General features: G+C 52.7%; 15 protein-coding genes. 10 read left to right on the forward strand and 5 right to left on the reverse strand.

The annotated features are described in order from the left end of the window. Positions 1-12: 12 nt before the first annotated feature. From ACYVBJ_RS13675 to ACYVBJ_RS13685, 3 genes are all read left to right on the forward strand, one after another. Complete coding sequence (locus tag ACYVBJ_RS13675) at positions 13-339, forward strand: hypothetical protein (protein ID WP_460982864.1); 327 nt, start codon at positions 13-15, stop codon at positions 337-339. Then, the gene (locus ACYVBJ_RS13680) at positions 336-761 is read left to right on the forward strand and encodes a hypothetical protein (protein WP_460982865.1); all 426 of its coding nucleotides are present in this window, start codon (positions 336-338) and stop codon (positions 759-761) included. The genes ACYVBJ_RS13675 and ACYVBJ_RS13680 overlap by 4 nt, the downstream gene beginning before the upstream one ends. Positions 762-836: 75 nt before the next feature. Continuing rightward, entirely contained in the window at positions 837-1,058 is a 222-nt protein-coding gene (locus ACYVBJ_RS13685; RefSeq protein ID WP_460982866.1) for a hypothetical protein, read from the forward strand. Positions 1,059-1,174: 116 nt separating this feature from the next. Here ACYVBJ_RS13685 and ACYVBJ_RS13690 read toward each other — a convergent pair whose 3' ends face one another. From ACYVBJ_RS13690 to ACYVBJ_RS13700, 3 genes are all read right to left on the reverse strand, one after another. Further along, on the reverse strand, positions 1,175-2,608 hold the full coding sequence (locus ACYVBJ_RS13690) for a vanadium-dependent haloperoxidase (RefSeq protein WP_460982867.1): 1,434 nt from the start codon (positions 2,606-2,608) through the stop codon (positions 1,175-1,177). Between the two features lie 137 nt (positions 2,609-2,745). Then, on the reverse strand, positions 2,746-4,278 hold the full coding sequence (locus tag ACYVBJ_RS13695; protein ID WP_460982868.1) for a SusD/RagB family nutrient-binding outer membrane lipoprotein: 1,533 nt from the start codon (positions 4,276-4,278) through the stop codon (positions 2,746-2,748). Between the two features lie 58 nt (positions 4,279-4,336). Beyond that, positions 4,337-7,561, reverse strand: a complete 3,225-nt coding sequence (locus ACYVBJ_RS13700; RefSeq protein WP_460982869.1) for a SusC/RagA family TonB-linked outer membrane protein — start codon at positions 7,559-7,561, stop codon at positions 4,337-4,339. 195 nt (positions 7,562-7,756) lie between these two features. Here ACYVBJ_RS13700 and ACYVBJ_RS13705 point away from each other — a divergent pair, with 195 nt between their 5' ends. Next, complete coding sequence (locus ACYVBJ_RS13705) at positions 7,757-8,917, forward strand: methionine aminotransferase (RefSeq protein WP_460982870.1); 1,161 nt, start codon at positions 7,757-7,759, stop codon at positions 8,915-8,917. A 147-nt stretch (positions 8,918-9,064) separates the two neighbouring features. Here the strand turns inward: ACYVBJ_RS13705 and ACYVBJ_RS13710 are convergent, their stop codons facing one another. Further along, positions 9,065-9,448, reverse strand: coding sequence for a DUF3037 domain-containing protein (locus ACYVBJ_RS13710; protein WP_460982871.1), 384 nt, complete (start codon positions 9,446-9,448; stop codon positions 9,065-9,067). After that, complete coding sequence (locus ACYVBJ_RS13715; protein WP_460982872.1) at positions 9,426-10,223, reverse strand: HipA family kinase; 798 nt, start codon at positions 10,221-10,223, stop codon at positions 9,426-9,428. Before ACYVBJ_RS13715 ends, ACYVBJ_RS13710 begins: the two co-directional genes overlap by 23 nt. Before the next feature lie 276 nt (positions 10,224-10,499). Here ACYVBJ_RS13715 and ACYVBJ_RS13720 point away from each other — a divergent pair, with 276 nt between their 5' ends. The 6 genes from ACYVBJ_RS13720 to ACYVBJ_RS13745 all read left to right on the forward strand — a co-directional run bounded on the left by ACYVBJ_RS13720 (position 10,500) and on the right by ACYVBJ_RS13745 (position 15,042). Further along, on the forward strand, positions 10,500-11,306 hold the full coding sequence (locus tag ACYVBJ_RS13720; RefSeq protein WP_460982873.1) for a 3-keto-disaccharide hydrolase: 807 nt from the start codon (positions 10,500-10,502) through the stop codon (positions 11,304-11,306). 328 nt (positions 11,307-11,634) lie between these two features. After that, a complete protein-coding gene (locus ACYVBJ_RS13725; protein ID WP_460982874.1) occupies positions 11,635-12,195 on the forward strand; it encodes a cupin domain-containing protein in 561 nt (186 codons plus the stop codon). 132 nt (positions 12,196-12,327) lie between these two features. Then, entirely contained in the window at positions 12,328-12,720 is a 393-nt protein-coding gene (locus ACYVBJ_RS13730) for a RidA family protein (RefSeq protein ID WP_460982875.1), read from the forward strand. Positions 12,721-12,735: 15 nt separating this feature from the next. After that, entirely contained in the window at positions 12,736-13,410 is a 675-nt protein-coding gene (locus ACYVBJ_RS13735) for a hemerythrin domain-containing protein (protein WP_460982876.1), read from the forward strand. An 89-nt stretch (positions 13,411-13,499) separates the two neighbouring features. Next, entirely contained in the window at positions 13,500-14,345 is an 846-nt protein-coding gene (locus tag ACYVBJ_RS13740) for a DUF6597 domain-containing transcriptional factor (protein ID WP_460982877.1), read from the forward strand. Positions 14,346-14,445: 100 nt separating this feature from the next. After that, a complete protein-coding gene (locus ACYVBJ_RS13745) occupies positions 14,446-15,042 on the forward strand; it encodes a c-type cytochrome (RefSeq protein ID WP_460982878.1) in 597 nt (198 codons plus the stop codon). Positions 15,043-15,072 lie beyond the last annotated feature (30 nt).

The following is a 15,072-nucleotide window of genomic DNA, read 5'->3' on the forward strand; positions in this document are numbered from 1 at the left end:
CTACCAATAAACATGATGATCGTACAGGCAGTTGGTTTTGTGGTACTCGGGATCGGCTTATTTCTGCTGGCCGCCTACGTGCTTACCTGGCTCTGGAACTGGCTGGTTCCGGCCTTGTTCAATGGCCCGCGCTTATGGTTCCTACAGGCGTTGGGTCTTCTGGTCCTAGCCCACCTCCTGATTGGCCTCGGTGCCTGGCGCGGTGGACGAAGAGTTCACTATGGGTACGGACGGCATCAGTATTTGTATGAACATCGCCGACTCCGTCAAAAACCAGTCAACTACCGCATCAGGCCCCTACACAAAAAAACTGAACTACTTCAAACCCGTATCTTATGAAACGCTTCTGGATTCGCCGGGGTTTACGCTTTCTTAGCTTCGGTCTGTTTTTTGTTGGGTTCGCTGGCTTTGCCGTTATGGCGCTCTGGAATGCATTGTTACCCGACATTCTGGGCGTTTCTGCCATTACGTTCTGGCAGGCCCTGGGCTTGCTGGTATTAAGTCGGCTGTTGTTTGGCGGGGGGCGGGGCTTCGGCCCCGGCCGATACGGGTTTCAGCGTGGTAGCCACGACTGGCAGGGTGGCCCTGGCCGACGTGAGTGGAAGCAGAAAATGACCGAGCGCTGGCAGCAGATGACACCTGAACAGCGTGAACAAATGAAACAGCAGTGGGGCAACCGTTGTAGTAGCTGGGGGCGCGGTCGCGGAGTTCCCCCACGACCGGATCAGACGGAGCAGAACGAGCCGACTGCCGATACGTAGCGTTACGTAGGTTTGGCTTCGGTTAAAACTTATGGCGCAACGGGCTCGTTTACGTCATAAACAAAATGCAACGCTATGAAAACGCTGATGATGAAGGGCGATTACTTAAGCAGCCGCCAGCTTGATAGTGAAGAAGTGGAAAACGAGAACCCGACTTCGCAATCACAGGCCAGCCACGAAACGCCCCCGGAGGAAGAAGACAACGCCGACGTAGAGAGCAATACGCTCGGTGGTACGTCGGATACGGGAGCCGGTCCCGCTGTCGGCGATGGGCAACCCGCTGAGCCGAACGAGTGAACTTGTAAATTGTCGTGCGGCTACTGCTGAATCTTCACTATCACATTTAGTACGTTTGTTATCCCGGCTGGCGTCGGGATGACAGATTTTAGGTGTACATAATGTGTTAGTTCATTTTAACTTTGCTTCTTCCAGGCTATCTGGTTAATATTTTCGCCGATCTTCTTGCCTTCGCGCAAACCGGTTTCGTTGTCCTGCTGGGTGTGAATGCCACCCAGAATGCGCGATCGGCCTGATTCTTCGGCCGCTTCCCAGAACGAATTAAACGTGCGGGCTTTGAACTCAATATTTCGGATTGTGTCTTTCGGGCGACCAACGTGCGAATCATCGACGAAATGCACATTATCTCCGTACAGGTCAGTAAGCACCGTAGCGCCTGCGGCTCCCTGCGTCGAGTGGCCCGACGAAAATCCTGGAAAAGGGGGTTCTGGCCAGAATGGAATCCAGGTTCGATCAATGTTAGCGCGAATGAACGACGATGGCCGCTCGTTGTGGTACGTATATTTTGCTTTGAAACAACAGATGAATGCGTCGGCTATGGCCATGCCGGTACGGGCGTAGGTTTCTACGGCCTGCGCCAGATTCGCGTTTGCCGTTTGAACCGCAATCGTCGCCAGCTTGTAGGAGTGACCCGGCGGAGTAAATGTCTGGCTAGGGTCATCTGACCACCAGATGGCGGCTTCTTTATCGGCTTGCGTCAGCTCTTTACTCCTGTCGTATACCGCTTTGTACATCTTGTAGTAAGCCGAGTTGGTATTTGTCGAGTATACTTCGGATTTTGGAAGGGGCATTTTACTGTTCGCCGGAGCAAACGTCCGGTTGTTGCCCCAACGCGGATGCAACGCGCGGGCAATCGCTACCTGCCCATCTGTAGGTGCGAACCAGGTGCCCGGAGTCGTTGGTAGTCTATAATCCGTCGGAAAAGGGTCTTTGTAGCCTTCGTGCCCACCGTCACTTTTCGACCACTCATAAATTGCCGACCCTACAGCCCGTCCGAACGCAACGGAGCGTAGAACTACGTCACGGCTTACCGTGTCGCTGTACGCCTGTTGCATCGCCATTTCGAGCGAATCGACCGCTGCTCTGCTTGGTGATGACGCGTGGCTATAGATCGTTTTGAGGATAAATGCCTGTCCGGCGTTCAAGGCTAACGGCCAGTTATAAAGGCTGTCTGTTTTAGGTAACGGAAGCTTTTTCAAACCGCTCAGCTGCCGGGCAAGGGACTGGTGATCGGCAATGCCATGAACGGTGGTCTCGTACATGGTCAAACCTATATAGCCAAAGGCACGCGATGCGTAGGTTGGCGTATTGCCGATTGTTCCGGCGGTAACCCGCAACGCCATATCTCCCCAATTGACTGCTATATCGGAACTGTACGAAGTGACCGCTTTACCTAACGGAGACACCAGTCTAGGCTCGGGGTCTAACTCGGGTTCTTCGGGCGACGAACAACTGTTCAACAAGCCACCCCATCCCAGAATGGCAAAGACGATTAACCGAATGCTTACCGGGCGATGCGGGCCGAGGAGACGTAAAATTAGCTGAATCATAGAATACAGATATACCGGTTTGTACGTGTATATAGATTCCTATTAACTGTAAACCGTTGTAAGACATGGCTATATTCAACGCAAAAGCAGCCTGAGGTGGGCTGCTTTTGCGTTGAATATAGGAGTAGAGCGAACTGTTACGGCTTGTCCCACCAAACACGCGTATCCAGGTTATCGGGGCCCTGGCGCGTCAGCGCTTCGTTCAGTTTTGATAGGTTTACCGAAATCTCCTGATCAGGATAACTTAGCCGACGAATGAATTCGCCTTTGATCTCCTTACCCGGATACGGGTTAGGGGTTAGCTTAGGAAAACCAGTGCGCCGGAAGTTTGCGAACACTTCGGGTCCATTCAGCAGCGACGCTACCCAGTACTGTGTGTTGATCAGTTCCAGACCGTTAGCCGCTACGTATGGATTTTTCTGAAGATAGGTCGCAATGTTCGCGTCAGATACCAGTGCGCTGGCATCGTAATCGCCCAACTGCTTCATGTGCGCCGTAACGCCCGCGTTGTAGAAGTCGGCGGCACTCCCCGTTGTCCAGCCCCGCTGAGCGGCTTCGGCCAGCAGTAGTTGGGTTTGGGCGTACGTTACCAGAAAAGTTGGCGCAAACTGACTGCCCATCCGCGTCCGGTCTAGCTGCGAATAATCGTAAAAGCTCGCCAGTTTGTCGGCAGTGGCGCGGGCCGTAATTGTTCCGTTATCAAACCCCAGAGGCATACCGATCTGTACCGCCGGGTCGCGGTTCGCGCGGGCGGCTGTTTGCTCAGGACCACTTTTGGCACCAACGTACCGTACCGCAATCGATGCCAGTCGAGGATCGCCCGTCGACTTCAGGTAATCCACGAAAGCGCCCGTCAGGTAGTAGTTGGCGGCTTCGGTCGAGTTCAGGGTACCGCCAACCGGGTTGGTGTAATTGGCGTTGTTCCGAATCACGGCGTTATCGGCATTGGACTGAATCAGTCCACCGGCTACGGCCTTCTGCACGGTCGCCTGGGCCAGCGTAGGGTTCACCTTTGTCAGGCGCATACCCGCCCGGAGCAGCAACGAATAGCCGAACCGCTGCCACTTCTGAACGTTCCCGCCGTAAACGACTTCACCAGCTTCGGTCGGTTTCGTGGCATCTAAAGCCGCCGAGGCCTCGGTCAGTTCTTTAATGATGTCCGTATAGATACTTTCCTGGGTGTCGTATTTCGGCGTTGTGTTCCCGCTGATGTATCCAGTCCCGGCCTCGGTGTACGGCACATCGCCGTAGGTATCTGTCAGCACCATGAACGTGTAGGCTTTCCAGATACGCGTCATGTTGTAAAGATTGGTGCGGTTGGCGTCGCTTTTGGTTTGTTTCACCACATCGACCAGGTACCGAATTACGTTTTGATAATACTGCCGCCAGATACCGCCGTTGCTGCCCGTGGGTCCACGGTTGTCGATGTTATAGTTGCCACCCGCCACAATTCCTGAGTTGGGGGTGAAAATCTGCTGAACAATCGCTTCTTCGAAGATCAGCGTAGAGCCCGGATAGGCTGTATTGACCATCGCGTTGTTCAGCTCGAAAAGCGGATTGATGGACGTAGCCGCCGTTGGATTGATATTGAGCTGATCGAAACCTTTGTCGCAACTGCTCATCCAGCCCAACACACAAATCAGCCCAAGCGTAAGTGTTATTTTTTTCATAAGTAAAATCGTTGGTGCCTGTAGTCACTGAACAAGCCGGTGACTACGGGTAATTCAGTTAAAATTTGACGTTCAGGTTGAAACCGATGCTCCGGGTGGTAGGTAAGCCGGTCGATTCCAGTCCGACCAGGTTGTCGGAGCTAAAGCCGAATGATTCAGGGTCGATGTTTGGTACCCATTTCTTCAGAATCGCTACGTTGTTGGCCACAGCGCTTAGACGAATGCCTTTGATGAACAGCGTTTTAGGTAGGAACCGGGTGAAATCATACGATAATGTAATCTGGCGAAGTTTCCAGAATCCGGCATCATAGGTAACCTGCTCCCCAAGGCTTTTCGAACGGCCAACTGAATAATAGTCCTGTACGAACGCGCGAACGGAATTGGTTTCACCTTTTTCGTTTACGCCTACGCCGACCATTTTGTTGTCCGACTCACCCCGGCCCACCAGTGTTTCCATCTGCAAACCGTGGCGGAACGCGTTCAGGTTTGTACCCGAAATCATTTTGCCACCGAGTTTAAAGTCAATCAGGAAGGAGAGGTTAACGCCTTTGTAGGTAAAGCTATTGGTAATACCGCCAACGTATTTGGGCAGCGCCGAACCGAATGAGATCGGCGTTGGCGTCCGAACCGGCAGACCATCACCCCCATGTACAATCCGACCCTGCGCGTCGCGAACATAGCCGTAGGTGTACAATTGACCTAATTCCTGACCAACAACCTGACGAAGTTCACCCACGTAGATTCCGTCACCGGTTTTGATCTGCTCAGCGCGACCGTCTTTGTTATAGTCTTTCTCTGGGCTACCGTCATCGTCGGTAAGCAGTCGCAACAGCTTCGTTTTGTTATAGGAGCCGTTCAACGTTACGTCCCACGAGAAGGAGGAGGTCCGAATCGGTGCCAGGTTGATCAACAGTTCGACACCCCGGTTGCGGCTTTCTCCGCTGTTAATGAGCGTACTGGTATAACCCGATGCATCAGACGATTGGGCGGACACGATCTGGTCGCTGGTAATTTTGTTGTAATACGTGAAATCGAGGCCAACCCGGTTATTGAACAGTTTCAGTTCCAGACCTACTTCAGCTTCGGCCGTCCGGCTTGGCTTTAAATTCGTACTCGGAATGGTGTTCGAGGTGATGTTACCCAAGGGCTGAGGCTGACCGGCCGGGTTGGGGAACAGGTTGGCGTTAACGGCGTAGAACAGGTTGTTTGAATAAGGGCCTACGTCTCCGTCGCTGCCTACTTCGGCGTAGGCCGCCCGGATTTTACCGAAATTCACCCAGGCTGGCAGATTGTTGAACGCCTGAGAGAACACAAAGCTACCCGTCACGGACGGATACAGAATGCTGCGGTTGGCGGGAGACAAAGTCGAGAACCAGTCGTTCCGCGCCGTGGCGTTGATGTAGAGGAAGTCGTTGTACGAGAACTCTGCGGCCCCGTAGAGCGAGTTTACCTTGCGCTCGCTCAGGCCAAAGGTCGGATCTTTTACTCGGCCGTTCTGGGGTACGTATAACCCGCGCACAATGAAGTCCGTAGCCAGTACGCTGTTCACGTCGCTCCGGCGGTAGAGCTGGTTACCCCCCAGGTTCAGGTTGACACCAAACTTGCCAAATTGCCGGTTGGCACCGATCAGGAAGTCAGCGTTGACTTCGCGGAACCGCCGGGCTTCCTGCACATACGCACCATTGACGAATCCGGCCGGAGCCGCGGCCAGCGAAGCCTGACCGGTGGGGAAGTTGTAATCCTGATCGCGGGTCCAGAAATCCTGCCCTACGCGACCCTGCAAATACAGCCAGTCGGTGAAGTTGTAGCGGGCCGTGAGGTTGCCAAACAGGCGGTCGCGCCGGATGTTCTCGAACTTGTTGTTCAGCACGAAATACGGATTCGTCCGGTTCATGAACCGCGAATAGACAAACTCGTTGCCAGTAGCGGGATTGATCTGATTGGCTTCGAGCACGTCGAACGGCATGGAGTTGGCCAGCGTGTACACCACCGTTGGCGTACTGTTGTCCTGCTGAGCGATCTGGGGTGGGTTTTTGTTGTACTCGTTGGAGTAGTTGAGCGTACCCGTTACGTTCAGTTTCGGCGACAGGTTGTAGCTAAAGCCGAGGTTGATCGTTTTCCGGTTGTACGTATTGTTTGGGGTAATGCCCTTGTTATCGGTATTGGAAACCGAGAGGTTGAATCCGCCTTTCTCACTGCTCGACGAAACGGCAATCGAGTTCGTCCAGGTTGAGCCGTCGCGGTAGAATTTATTGATCCGGTTCCGAACGGGTTCGTACGGTACCGTTACGCCCCCGAACAGAACCTGCGTCATGCCCGGCTGAAACTTCTCGCCAAAGCTCCACACACCCGACGTAGGGTTGGCTGCCGTCGGCCGGACACCGTACTCGCCCTGACCATACTCGTACTGATAGTCCGTATAGTCCAGCGGGCGGTCGGTCGTAAAGTTGGTGTTATACGTAACGCCGATACCGGAACTGGCGCCTTTGGTTCGGGTGGTAATCAGAATAGCGCCATCTTTAGCCCGTGAGCCGTAGAGAGCTGCTGCCGTACCGCCTTTCAGGATCGTCATCTGCTCAATATCGTCGGGGTTGATCGACGACAGACCGTCGCCCCCATCGGAATAGTTCCGGTCCCGGCTGCCGATGGAGTTGTCGCCACCCGTGTTGCCGTTGTTCTGACCAAAGTTGGTGTTGTCGACTGGTACGCCGTTGATCACGATGAGCGGGTTGTTCTGACCCGAAAACGACGACTGGCCCCGAATCCGGATTTTACTTGTACCGGCGGCTCCCGTGCCGAGGCTGCTGATGTTCACGCCCGCAATTTTACCCTGAAGCGCGTTCACGAAGTTAACCGTCCGGTTGGTTGTGATTTGCTCGGGGGATACGGTGGCCGTAGCGTAGCCCAGCGTTTTAGCTTCTTTCTTGATACCCAGCGCCGTAACAACCACTTCGTTGAGGCTCTGATTGGCCTCCTGAAGCGAAATGGTAAGCTGCGTACGGTTTCCCACGGCAATTTCCTGACCGGCGAAACCGATGGCACTGACAACCAATGTAGCATTTGGCGATACGTTCAGCGAAAAGTCGCCATCTGCGCTCGTTGTGGTCCCTGTTTGGGTACCTTTAATAAGAATGTTTACACCTGGAATGGCCTGTTGGTCTTTGCTGGACGTAACGCGTCCGGTTATGCGACGTTCCTGTGCCTGAGCCGTGGTAGCGATCAGGCAGACTGCCCACAGCAGCATCCCGATCACGACAGTCCGTACTCGTACAAATTGTTTCATGTGGTTGGTAAGGTTAGTTAAGTACTTAATTATTTAAATAAAACAAAATATTCCCCGCTTATTAATAGCCTAAAGATATATACTCATTCGTTTTTACCTATGTCTGTCTGTAAGTTCGGGAAATTTTAGACGGCAGGCCACCTTAAACGTTGTTAAATAGTGTAAAATCAAATTTAACGAAGGATTACCCCGTACATGAACACTACATCCGCAGCGCGTCTTGCATCGAAGCTACCAGCCGTCGGCACCACGATCTTCACTGTCATGTCGAAGCTGGCGATTGAAGTAGGGGCCATTAACTTGTCGCAGGGCTTTCCGGGTTTCGACTGTTCACCTGAACTGGTTTCGCTGGTAGAGCGATACATGCGGAAAGGATTCAACCAGTACGCGCCGATGGCGGGTGTTCCAGCCTTACGCGAAGCATTGGCGCAGAAAACGGCTGATCAGTATAAGGTCAATTACGATCCTGAAACGGAGATTACCGTTACGTCCGGCGCTACCGAAGCCATCTTTGCGGCTATAGCGGCTGTGGTTCGGCCGGGTGATGAAGTGCTGGTGTTTGAGCCGGCCTACGATAGTTACGTGCCCGCCATTGAATTGAACGGCGGTGTGCCGGTATACGTAACGCTAACTCCGCCTGGTTATACCGTTGACTGGCAGGTTGTCGAACAGAAGATTACCGACAAGACCCGGATGATGCTGGTCAATACCCCGCATAATCCAACCGGTCACGTCTGGACCACCGACGATCTGGCCCAACTGGCTACCCTCGTTCGCGGCAGAGACATCTGGATCATGAGCGATGAGGTTTACGAACATATCCTGTTCGACGGACGGATACATCATTCGCTGATGACGCACCCCGAATTGCGTGTACGGACGTTCGTAGTGTGTTCGTTTGGTAAAACGTTTCACATCACTGGCTGGAAAATTGGCTACTGCCTGGCTCCGGCTGAGTTAACCGCTGAATTCCGGAAAGTTCACCAGTACCTTACGTTCAGCACTGTTACCCCTATTCAATACGCGTTGGCTGATTATCTGCAACAACCCGATCATTACCTACAGTTACCCGACTTTTACCAGCGCAAGCGGGATCTGTTCACTGCCGGGCTTCGCAACTCCCGATTCACCTTCAAGCCGGCCGAAGGAAGCTTCTTTCAAACTGTTTCGTATGCAAATATCACCGACGAATCCGACTACGATCTGGCCGTGCGGCTGACGCATGAAATCGGAGTAGCCTCTATTCCGGTCTCGATGTTCTACAACCAGAAGAACGATTATAAAATCCTGCGCTTCTGTTTCGCCAAAGATGATGCCGTCCTGCAGGAAGCCGCCGAGCGCCTGAGCCGACTTTAATACCCGTTCGGAAGGGTAGACAATTTACTCATGGCTTTACTGTCCCAAGCGTTTTTATAGTAGTTCTTGTCATCCCGACGGAAGGGTCGGATCGCTGGGATGACAAAACTTGCTTGTTCATGCTCAGAAGGCTACATATTGTTTCTATTAACCAACCAACTGCTCATACAACCGGGACAGCGTTTCACTGGCATCGGTACACAGTCCGGCGTGAACGGGCGAGGTTTGTACGATGGTACTGCGGGCAGCTGTCAACCACCGGAAACGTCCGGCTGTGGGTAGCTGACCAATGGGGCCGCCTTCTCTGCGTCCGGCACAGATTCGCTCGAAGGCCCGAAGCCGCTCGTGAAGTTCCTCAATATCTACATCTGGTGAAAAAGCCCGAAGCCGCTCTTCGGGTAACGCGTAGACTGTTCTCAGGAAGCCTTGCGCAGAGCAATAAACAATAACGCCGACGTTGAGAAACTCTTCTCGCTCAACGCGCGGCACAACCCGAATCACGGCGTATTCAAACAAGTGCTTTTCTGGCATGTTGGGCTTCCTTGACAAAAACGTCCGACGCGGCAAGGCGCGTCTCTAAAAATTGGGCATAAACCTGCCGCAGTTCATTCGCCGACTCAGAAGAGGGCTCTGCGGTCAGCCATTCGTCGGGAACCAGCGACACGATGGATTGGATACGCTCGGGTGTAAGCAGCTGTTTGTAGTCAGCGTCGACAGCATCGAGCTCAGTAGCCCGGGGCAGCAGAACGTGATCTTTTACCTGCGAAAACGGCCGCTTCGCCTGCTCCTGCCAGGGCTGACCCGTATGGTGAAAATACAGCGATGCTCCGTGGTCGATCAGCCAGAGTTCTTTATGCCAGCTCAGCATGTTCGTGTTGCGTGCAGTGCGGTCGACATTTGTAATGAGGCAGTCGAGCCAGACAATCTGCGAAGCGAGCTTTGCATCGATGCTGGTCACAAGCGGATCGAACGTAATGGCTCCCGACAGGTAGTGAAGAGCTAAATTCAAACCGGTGCTGGCACGTAGTAAATCCTGTATTTCCTCGTCGGGTTCGGTACGTCCGAAGGCCTCATCCAGATTCGCAAACACAAGCTCGGGTATCCGCAGGCCAAGCGTACGGGCCAACTCACCCGAAATGAGTTCAGCTATCAACGCCTTCGTGCCCTGACCGGCTCCCCGAAATTTCAGGACGTACAAAAAACCGTCGTCTGCCTCAACAATGGCCGGTAAGGAACCTCCTTCGCGCAATGGGGTAACGTAGCGCGTTACGTTAACAGTTCGAAGTTCAGGTTGGCGATCACTCACAGGTGTGTAGTTCGTAATAATTCTTAGTCAAGCCTTAAAAAAAACACTGATCCGCGACTTATGTTCGAGCAGGCTCGCCGGTATATTGCGAAAACAGCGCCCGACCAACGTATTTGGGTAGACGTTTTCTGGCTCATGCACCCGGAAACAGGCGGCTTGTTGCACCTCGGATAGTAGACTTGAAATTGTTCATCCTTTGTTTAAAAAGGACTGAATACAGCAATTGCCTATCTTTGGGCGTTTTACCTGCGAATTTAATAACCCTCTATTATTACCATGAGAAACGTGATGCTTTCGCGTGCTTTTTCCCTAAGCCTTTTAGGAGCTGCTATGGTTCAGGTGGCCCTGGCTCAGCCAGAACCCGCCAAACAAAACCCCCAGTCAAGCGAAATATGGGAACCTGTTCCGCCGGTTGTTACACCGGGTAACACCGGACCGACCGCTACCGGTCCGACTGCTCCGTCCGATGCTATCGTGCTTTTTGATGGCAAAAACGCCGACGAGTGGGTCGCTATTAAAGGATATGCTCCCGCGAACTGGGAAAAAACCAACGAAGGTCCGTTGAAGTGGCCGGTTCAGGATGGTGTCCTGTATTCGACCAAAGGCTTTTCAGCGCGCTCGAAGCGGGAGTTTAACGACTTTCAACTGCACATTGAATTCAAAACGCCCGAGAAAGTAGAAGGCAACAGCCAGGGCCGCGGAAACAGCGGTATTTTCTTGCAGGGCCGTTATGAGTTGCAGGTACTGGACAACTACAATAACCCGACTTACGTGAATGGTATGGTGGGCTCGATCTACAAGCAGGCGATTCCCCTCGCGAACCCAAGCCGCAAACCCGGCGAATGGCAAACCTACGACATCATCTACCAGGCACCGAAGTTCAACAAAGCCGGTTTGATGACGGACTATGCCTACGTAACGGTGCTGTTGAATGGAGTGCTGGTGCAGAATCACACAGCCATTCGGGGAACAACCGAATACATCGGCTACCCAAAAGTACAGCCTCACGGCGCTGGCCCGATCCTGCTTCAGGATCACGGCAACCCGGTTGGTTTCCGCAACATCTGGATTCGGGATCTGTAAACCGTTGTTATTAATCAATTTGCTAGTGAGGTAGCCGTATAGAGGACTACCGTTTGGCCAGCGAACAAACGAGCTAAAATAGCTTTGTTTGTTCGCTGGCTGTTTTTTTAGGGTAACGCGACTAACCACGAAAGCGCATTCATACTCACATCGCCCGAATGCATTCGTCTGGCGGCTTCAGTACCGATAAGTGCCGCTTTAGTCAGTTCGGTATGGCTAATCGCTTCTGATTGGGTACAACTTTGGGCTATCAACGTCGGAACATTAACCTGCGATGGGTTATTCCAATCCGCTCGTTTTCCAGCATCTAGTTTTAACCAACAAGCTCATGCAGACCACAAAGACGGCCCGTACCATTATCAACCCTATTCTGAAAGACGAAGTTGTTTTCCTGGAAACCAGCCGCGAAAGCAATGACTACCACACGCTGGTAGAGGTTACACTGTCAGCGGGCGGAGGTAATCCCCTGCATTACCACGACGACTTCGCCGAAGAATTTACCTGTCTGGAAGGCGAGTTGAGCCTTCAGGTCGGCAATCAGATCCTGCAACTCAATCCCGGCGAGAGCGCCACTGCACCCATTAGGAGTAAACACCGATTCTTTAACCAGAGCAGTCAGTCATGCCGTTTCCAGTGCCGGATCGCTCCGGGCTGCCCGGGTTTTGAGCAGACGCTTCAGATTACGTACGGATTGGCGCGCGATGGTCAGTCCAATGCGCAGGGGATGCCTAAAAGTTTGTATACTCTGGGATATACGGTTATGATTAGCGGCACCTACCTGACCGGCTGGATGGCAGTGATGCAGCCTCTACTGAACTGGCTGGGTCGCCAGGCCATTAAAAAAGGAATAGCCGCCGAACTGCAACGCCGGTACTGCACCATCTGGTAAAGAGAACCGGTTTTTTGGATGGATTCTGCATCTGTCGCATTTCTTCAATACTGGGCGTATCGCTTGCTCTACTTTTGTCCAGGCGTTCGGAAAGCGCTGAACGACAAATACTTCTTTTAGAAACTAAGAACAATGCAAAAATCAATGATCAATCCCTGGCAGTGGCAAGACCAGTTAGGGTATGCCCAGGCCGTTGAAGTGTCACAGTCAACCCACACGCTCTATTGCGCCGGTCAGGCCGCAATGGATGCCGAAGGCCGTCCCGTTGCTGCGGACATGAGCGAGCAAATCAAGCTAAGCTTCGATAATCTGGATACGGTATTGACCCAGGCTGGCTATTCGATAGCCAACGTAGTGCGACTCAACTTTTACACCACTTCAGTAGCGCAGTTCTTTGCCGCGTATGGGCAGGTGCTGGTTCGGGTGAGCACCGCGAATGGGGTACCAGCCGGTACGCTCGTAGAAGTGAAGGCGCTGGCATTTCCAGAACTTATGGTCGAAATTGAAGCGATAGCCGTTAAATAAACCTCTTCAGAAATCATGCAGGAGCAACGCTATAACGTGTTTAATCAGATTCACAAAGGGTTACGGAGTATGCTGTACGATACGGCACTCCGATTGCAGCGCACCGACTTCGCGCAGCCCGACGATGCCAACGCGGCCGTTGAGCAACTGGAACAGATACTCCATCTGTTTGATGAGCACGCCGAGAATGAAGATCAGTTCATTCTGCCGCACATCCGGAAGTATAATGCGCAGCTCATCGACGAACTCGAAAGCGATCACGAGATCGACCACCGCCTGACGCAGACCCTTTTCGATCATATTCAGGAATGGAAGACTGCCGACCGTTTGGCACAGAAAGAAGCAATCGGGCAGCGTATCTTTTTTGCCTTCAACGAGTTTATCGCCTTTAACCTGTACCACATGAACAAGGAGGAGAACGTATTGATGTACCTGCTCTGGACGCAGTATACCGACGCGGAAATTCGGCAGATGGAAAGCGAGATTCTCAAGTCGATTCCCCCACAAACACTACTGATCGAAAGCCGCTGGATGATGCGCTCAATTAACAACAAGGAAGTGGTCGGTTGGCTCTCGGGCGTAAAACAGGGTGCCCCAGCGGAGGTATTTAAGCAGTTTCTGCAACTGGCTGAAGACGAGTTGCCTGCCGACCGGCTCACTAAAGTCCGTAACTCATTGGCGCTTGCATGACCGTTTGCGCAGATGTCGCTTTTTTTCAATATAAGCGAGTAACGTCGTTTTACTTTTACGCACCATTCACAACGTGCTATTGAACACTAATGAACACGAGTTATCAGGAATTTAAGCCTTCTGCGGCACTTCAACCCTTTGTGGAGTGCTACTGGCTGCACCATTTCAAGGCCAGCGGTCAGGAAGAATCCCCCGTCCAGCGCTGTCTGCCGTTTGGAACTCTGGAGCTTATCATCCATTTAGACGATAACCGCGCCCATGTGTGTTTTAACGATACCTGGCATAAACTCCCGCAAGCGTTCTTTGCGGGGCTTTATCAGGATGCAGTGCACTGGAAGTCAGTAGGAACAGTCCGTAAATTCGGAATTCAGCTTAAACCCGAATGTCTGCCTCAGTTGTTTAAAGTGCCGGTAGCGTCACTTTTCAACAACTTTACGGATCTGGAAAACCTGTTTGGTAAGAATATCAACCGGCTGGTGGAGGAGGTATACGGGCGAGAAGACATCAACCAGGTGGTCAGGATGGCCGAGTCGTTTTTGCTGGCGCAGCTTCGGAACGTAAGCAACGAGCGGAACTACGTATTTGAAGCCTCGCGCCTGATCCGGGAGTCGAAAGGCAGTCTGTCCATTGAAGCGTTGAGTGAACATTTGTTTATCAGTAAGCGCCAGTTGGAGCGTAGTTTCAAAGACAACTACGGCACTACGCCCAAGATGTACCAGCGCATCATTCGCTTCCGGAACGCGTTTGAAGCCTTGCAGCAAAAGCCAGTTACGCCCAACTGGCTGGATGTTTCGTATAGTTTTGGCTACTCCGATCAGGCGCACTTCATCCGCGATTTCAGACAGTTTACCAACGACGCGCCGACCTCGGTATTCCAGAAAAACGCCCACTATTACCGGACACCCAGTAAGCAACTGATCAGGATGCACGCCTGACCAATATATCTTCTCTTACTAGTTCAAACTCTTACGGTATGCCAGATTAACCAGGCGTACCGCAGGGCCGCCTTTTTCACTAAAAAACAACAATTGCAACATGACGAAGTGGATTTATCTGGCGGCTGCGGCTGCCATCGGGCTGGCGTGTGCCTTTACAATGCCTGAAAACACGCCGAAACGGTTGAACCACACGGTTCCGGTCCGGAAACACGCCCACCAGGACCCTATGATCAAACGCGGGGAGTACCTGGTCACGATTATGGGCTGCGCCGATTGCCATGCGCCCAAAAAGCTGACCCCACAGGGGCCTGCCCCCGATATGGACCGCTTCTTATCGGGTTACAATAGTGCCGAACCACTGGGTGATTACGATAAAAACCTGGTTAAAACCGGCCAATGGGTAATCTTCAACGGGCAGAACACGGCTTTCGCTGGCCCCTGGGGCGTATCGTTTGCGGCTAACCTGACACCCGACGCAACGGGTATCGGCAACTGGTCGTTCGAGCAGTTTACCAATGCCATGCGGAAAGGAAAGTTTAAGGGATTGGACAATAGTCGGCCTTTACTGCCGCCCATGCCGTGGCCGAACTACACCAATATGACAGATGCCGACATGAAGGCTGTTTTCGCCTACCTGAAATCGCTCAGGCCCGTAAACAATACCGTGCCTGCCCATATTCCGCCTGCTCCCTGATACGTAGTGTTCGTGGGTGAATTTAACGCA

The organism is Spirosoma fluminis, from assembly GCF_054778895.1.

Excerpts from the sequence above, each read along its gene's own strand:
- ACYVBJ_RS13675 (WP_460982864.1), top strand. The coding sequence starts at position 13 with ATGATGATCGTACAGGCAGTTGGTTTTGTGGTACTCGGGATCGGCTTA.
- ACYVBJ_RS13680 (WP_460982865.1), top strand. The coding sequence starts at position 336 with ATGAAACGCTTCTGGATTCGCCGGGGTTTACGCTTTCTTAGCTTCGGT.
- ACYVBJ_RS13685 (WP_460982866.1), top strand. The coding sequence starts at position 837 with ATGAAAACGCTGATGATGAAGGGCGATTACTTAAGCAGCCGCCAGCTT.
- ACYVBJ_RS13690 (WP_460982867.1), bottom strand. The coding sequence starts at position 2,608 with ATGATTCAGCTAATTTTACGTCTCCTCGGCCCGCATCGCCCGGTAAGC.
- ACYVBJ_RS13695 (WP_460982868.1), bottom strand. The coding sequence starts at position 4,278 with ATGAAAAAAATAACACTTACGCTTGGGCTGATTTGTGTGTTGGGCTGG.
- ACYVBJ_RS13700 (WP_460982869.1), bottom strand. The coding sequence starts at position 7,561 with ATGAAACAATTTGTACGAGTACGGACTGTCGTGATCGGGATGCTGCTG.
- ACYVBJ_RS13705 (WP_460982870.1), top strand. The coding sequence starts at position 7,757 with ATGAACACTACATCCGCAGCGCGTCTTGCATCGAAGCTACCAGCCGTC.
- ACYVBJ_RS13710 (WP_460982871.1), bottom strand. The coding sequence starts at position 9,448 with ATGCCAGAAAAGCACTTGTTTGAATACGCCGTGATTCGGGTTGTGCCG.
- ACYVBJ_RS13720 (WP_460982873.1), top strand. The coding sequence starts at position 10,500 with ATGAGAAACGTGATGCTTTCGCGTGCTTTTTCCCTAAGCCTTTTAGGA.
- ACYVBJ_RS13725 (WP_460982874.1), top strand. The coding sequence starts at position 11,635 with ATGCAGACCACAAAGACGGCCCGTACCATTATCAACCCTATTCTGAAA.
- ACYVBJ_RS13730 (WP_460982875.1), top strand. The coding sequence starts at position 12,328 with ATGCAAAAATCAATGATCAATCCCTGGCAGTGGCAAGACCAGTTAGGG.
- ACYVBJ_RS13735 (WP_460982876.1), top strand. The coding sequence starts at position 12,736 with ATGCAGGAGCAACGCTATAACGTGTTTAATCAGATTCACAAAGGGTTA.
- ACYVBJ_RS13740 (WP_460982877.1), top strand. The coding sequence starts at position 13,500 with ATGAACACGAGTTATCAGGAATTTAAGCCTTCTGCGGCACTTCAACCC.
- ACYVBJ_RS13745 (WP_460982878.1), top strand. The coding sequence starts at position 14,446 with ATGACGAAGTGGATTTATCTGGCGGCTGCGGCTGCCATCGGGCTGGCG.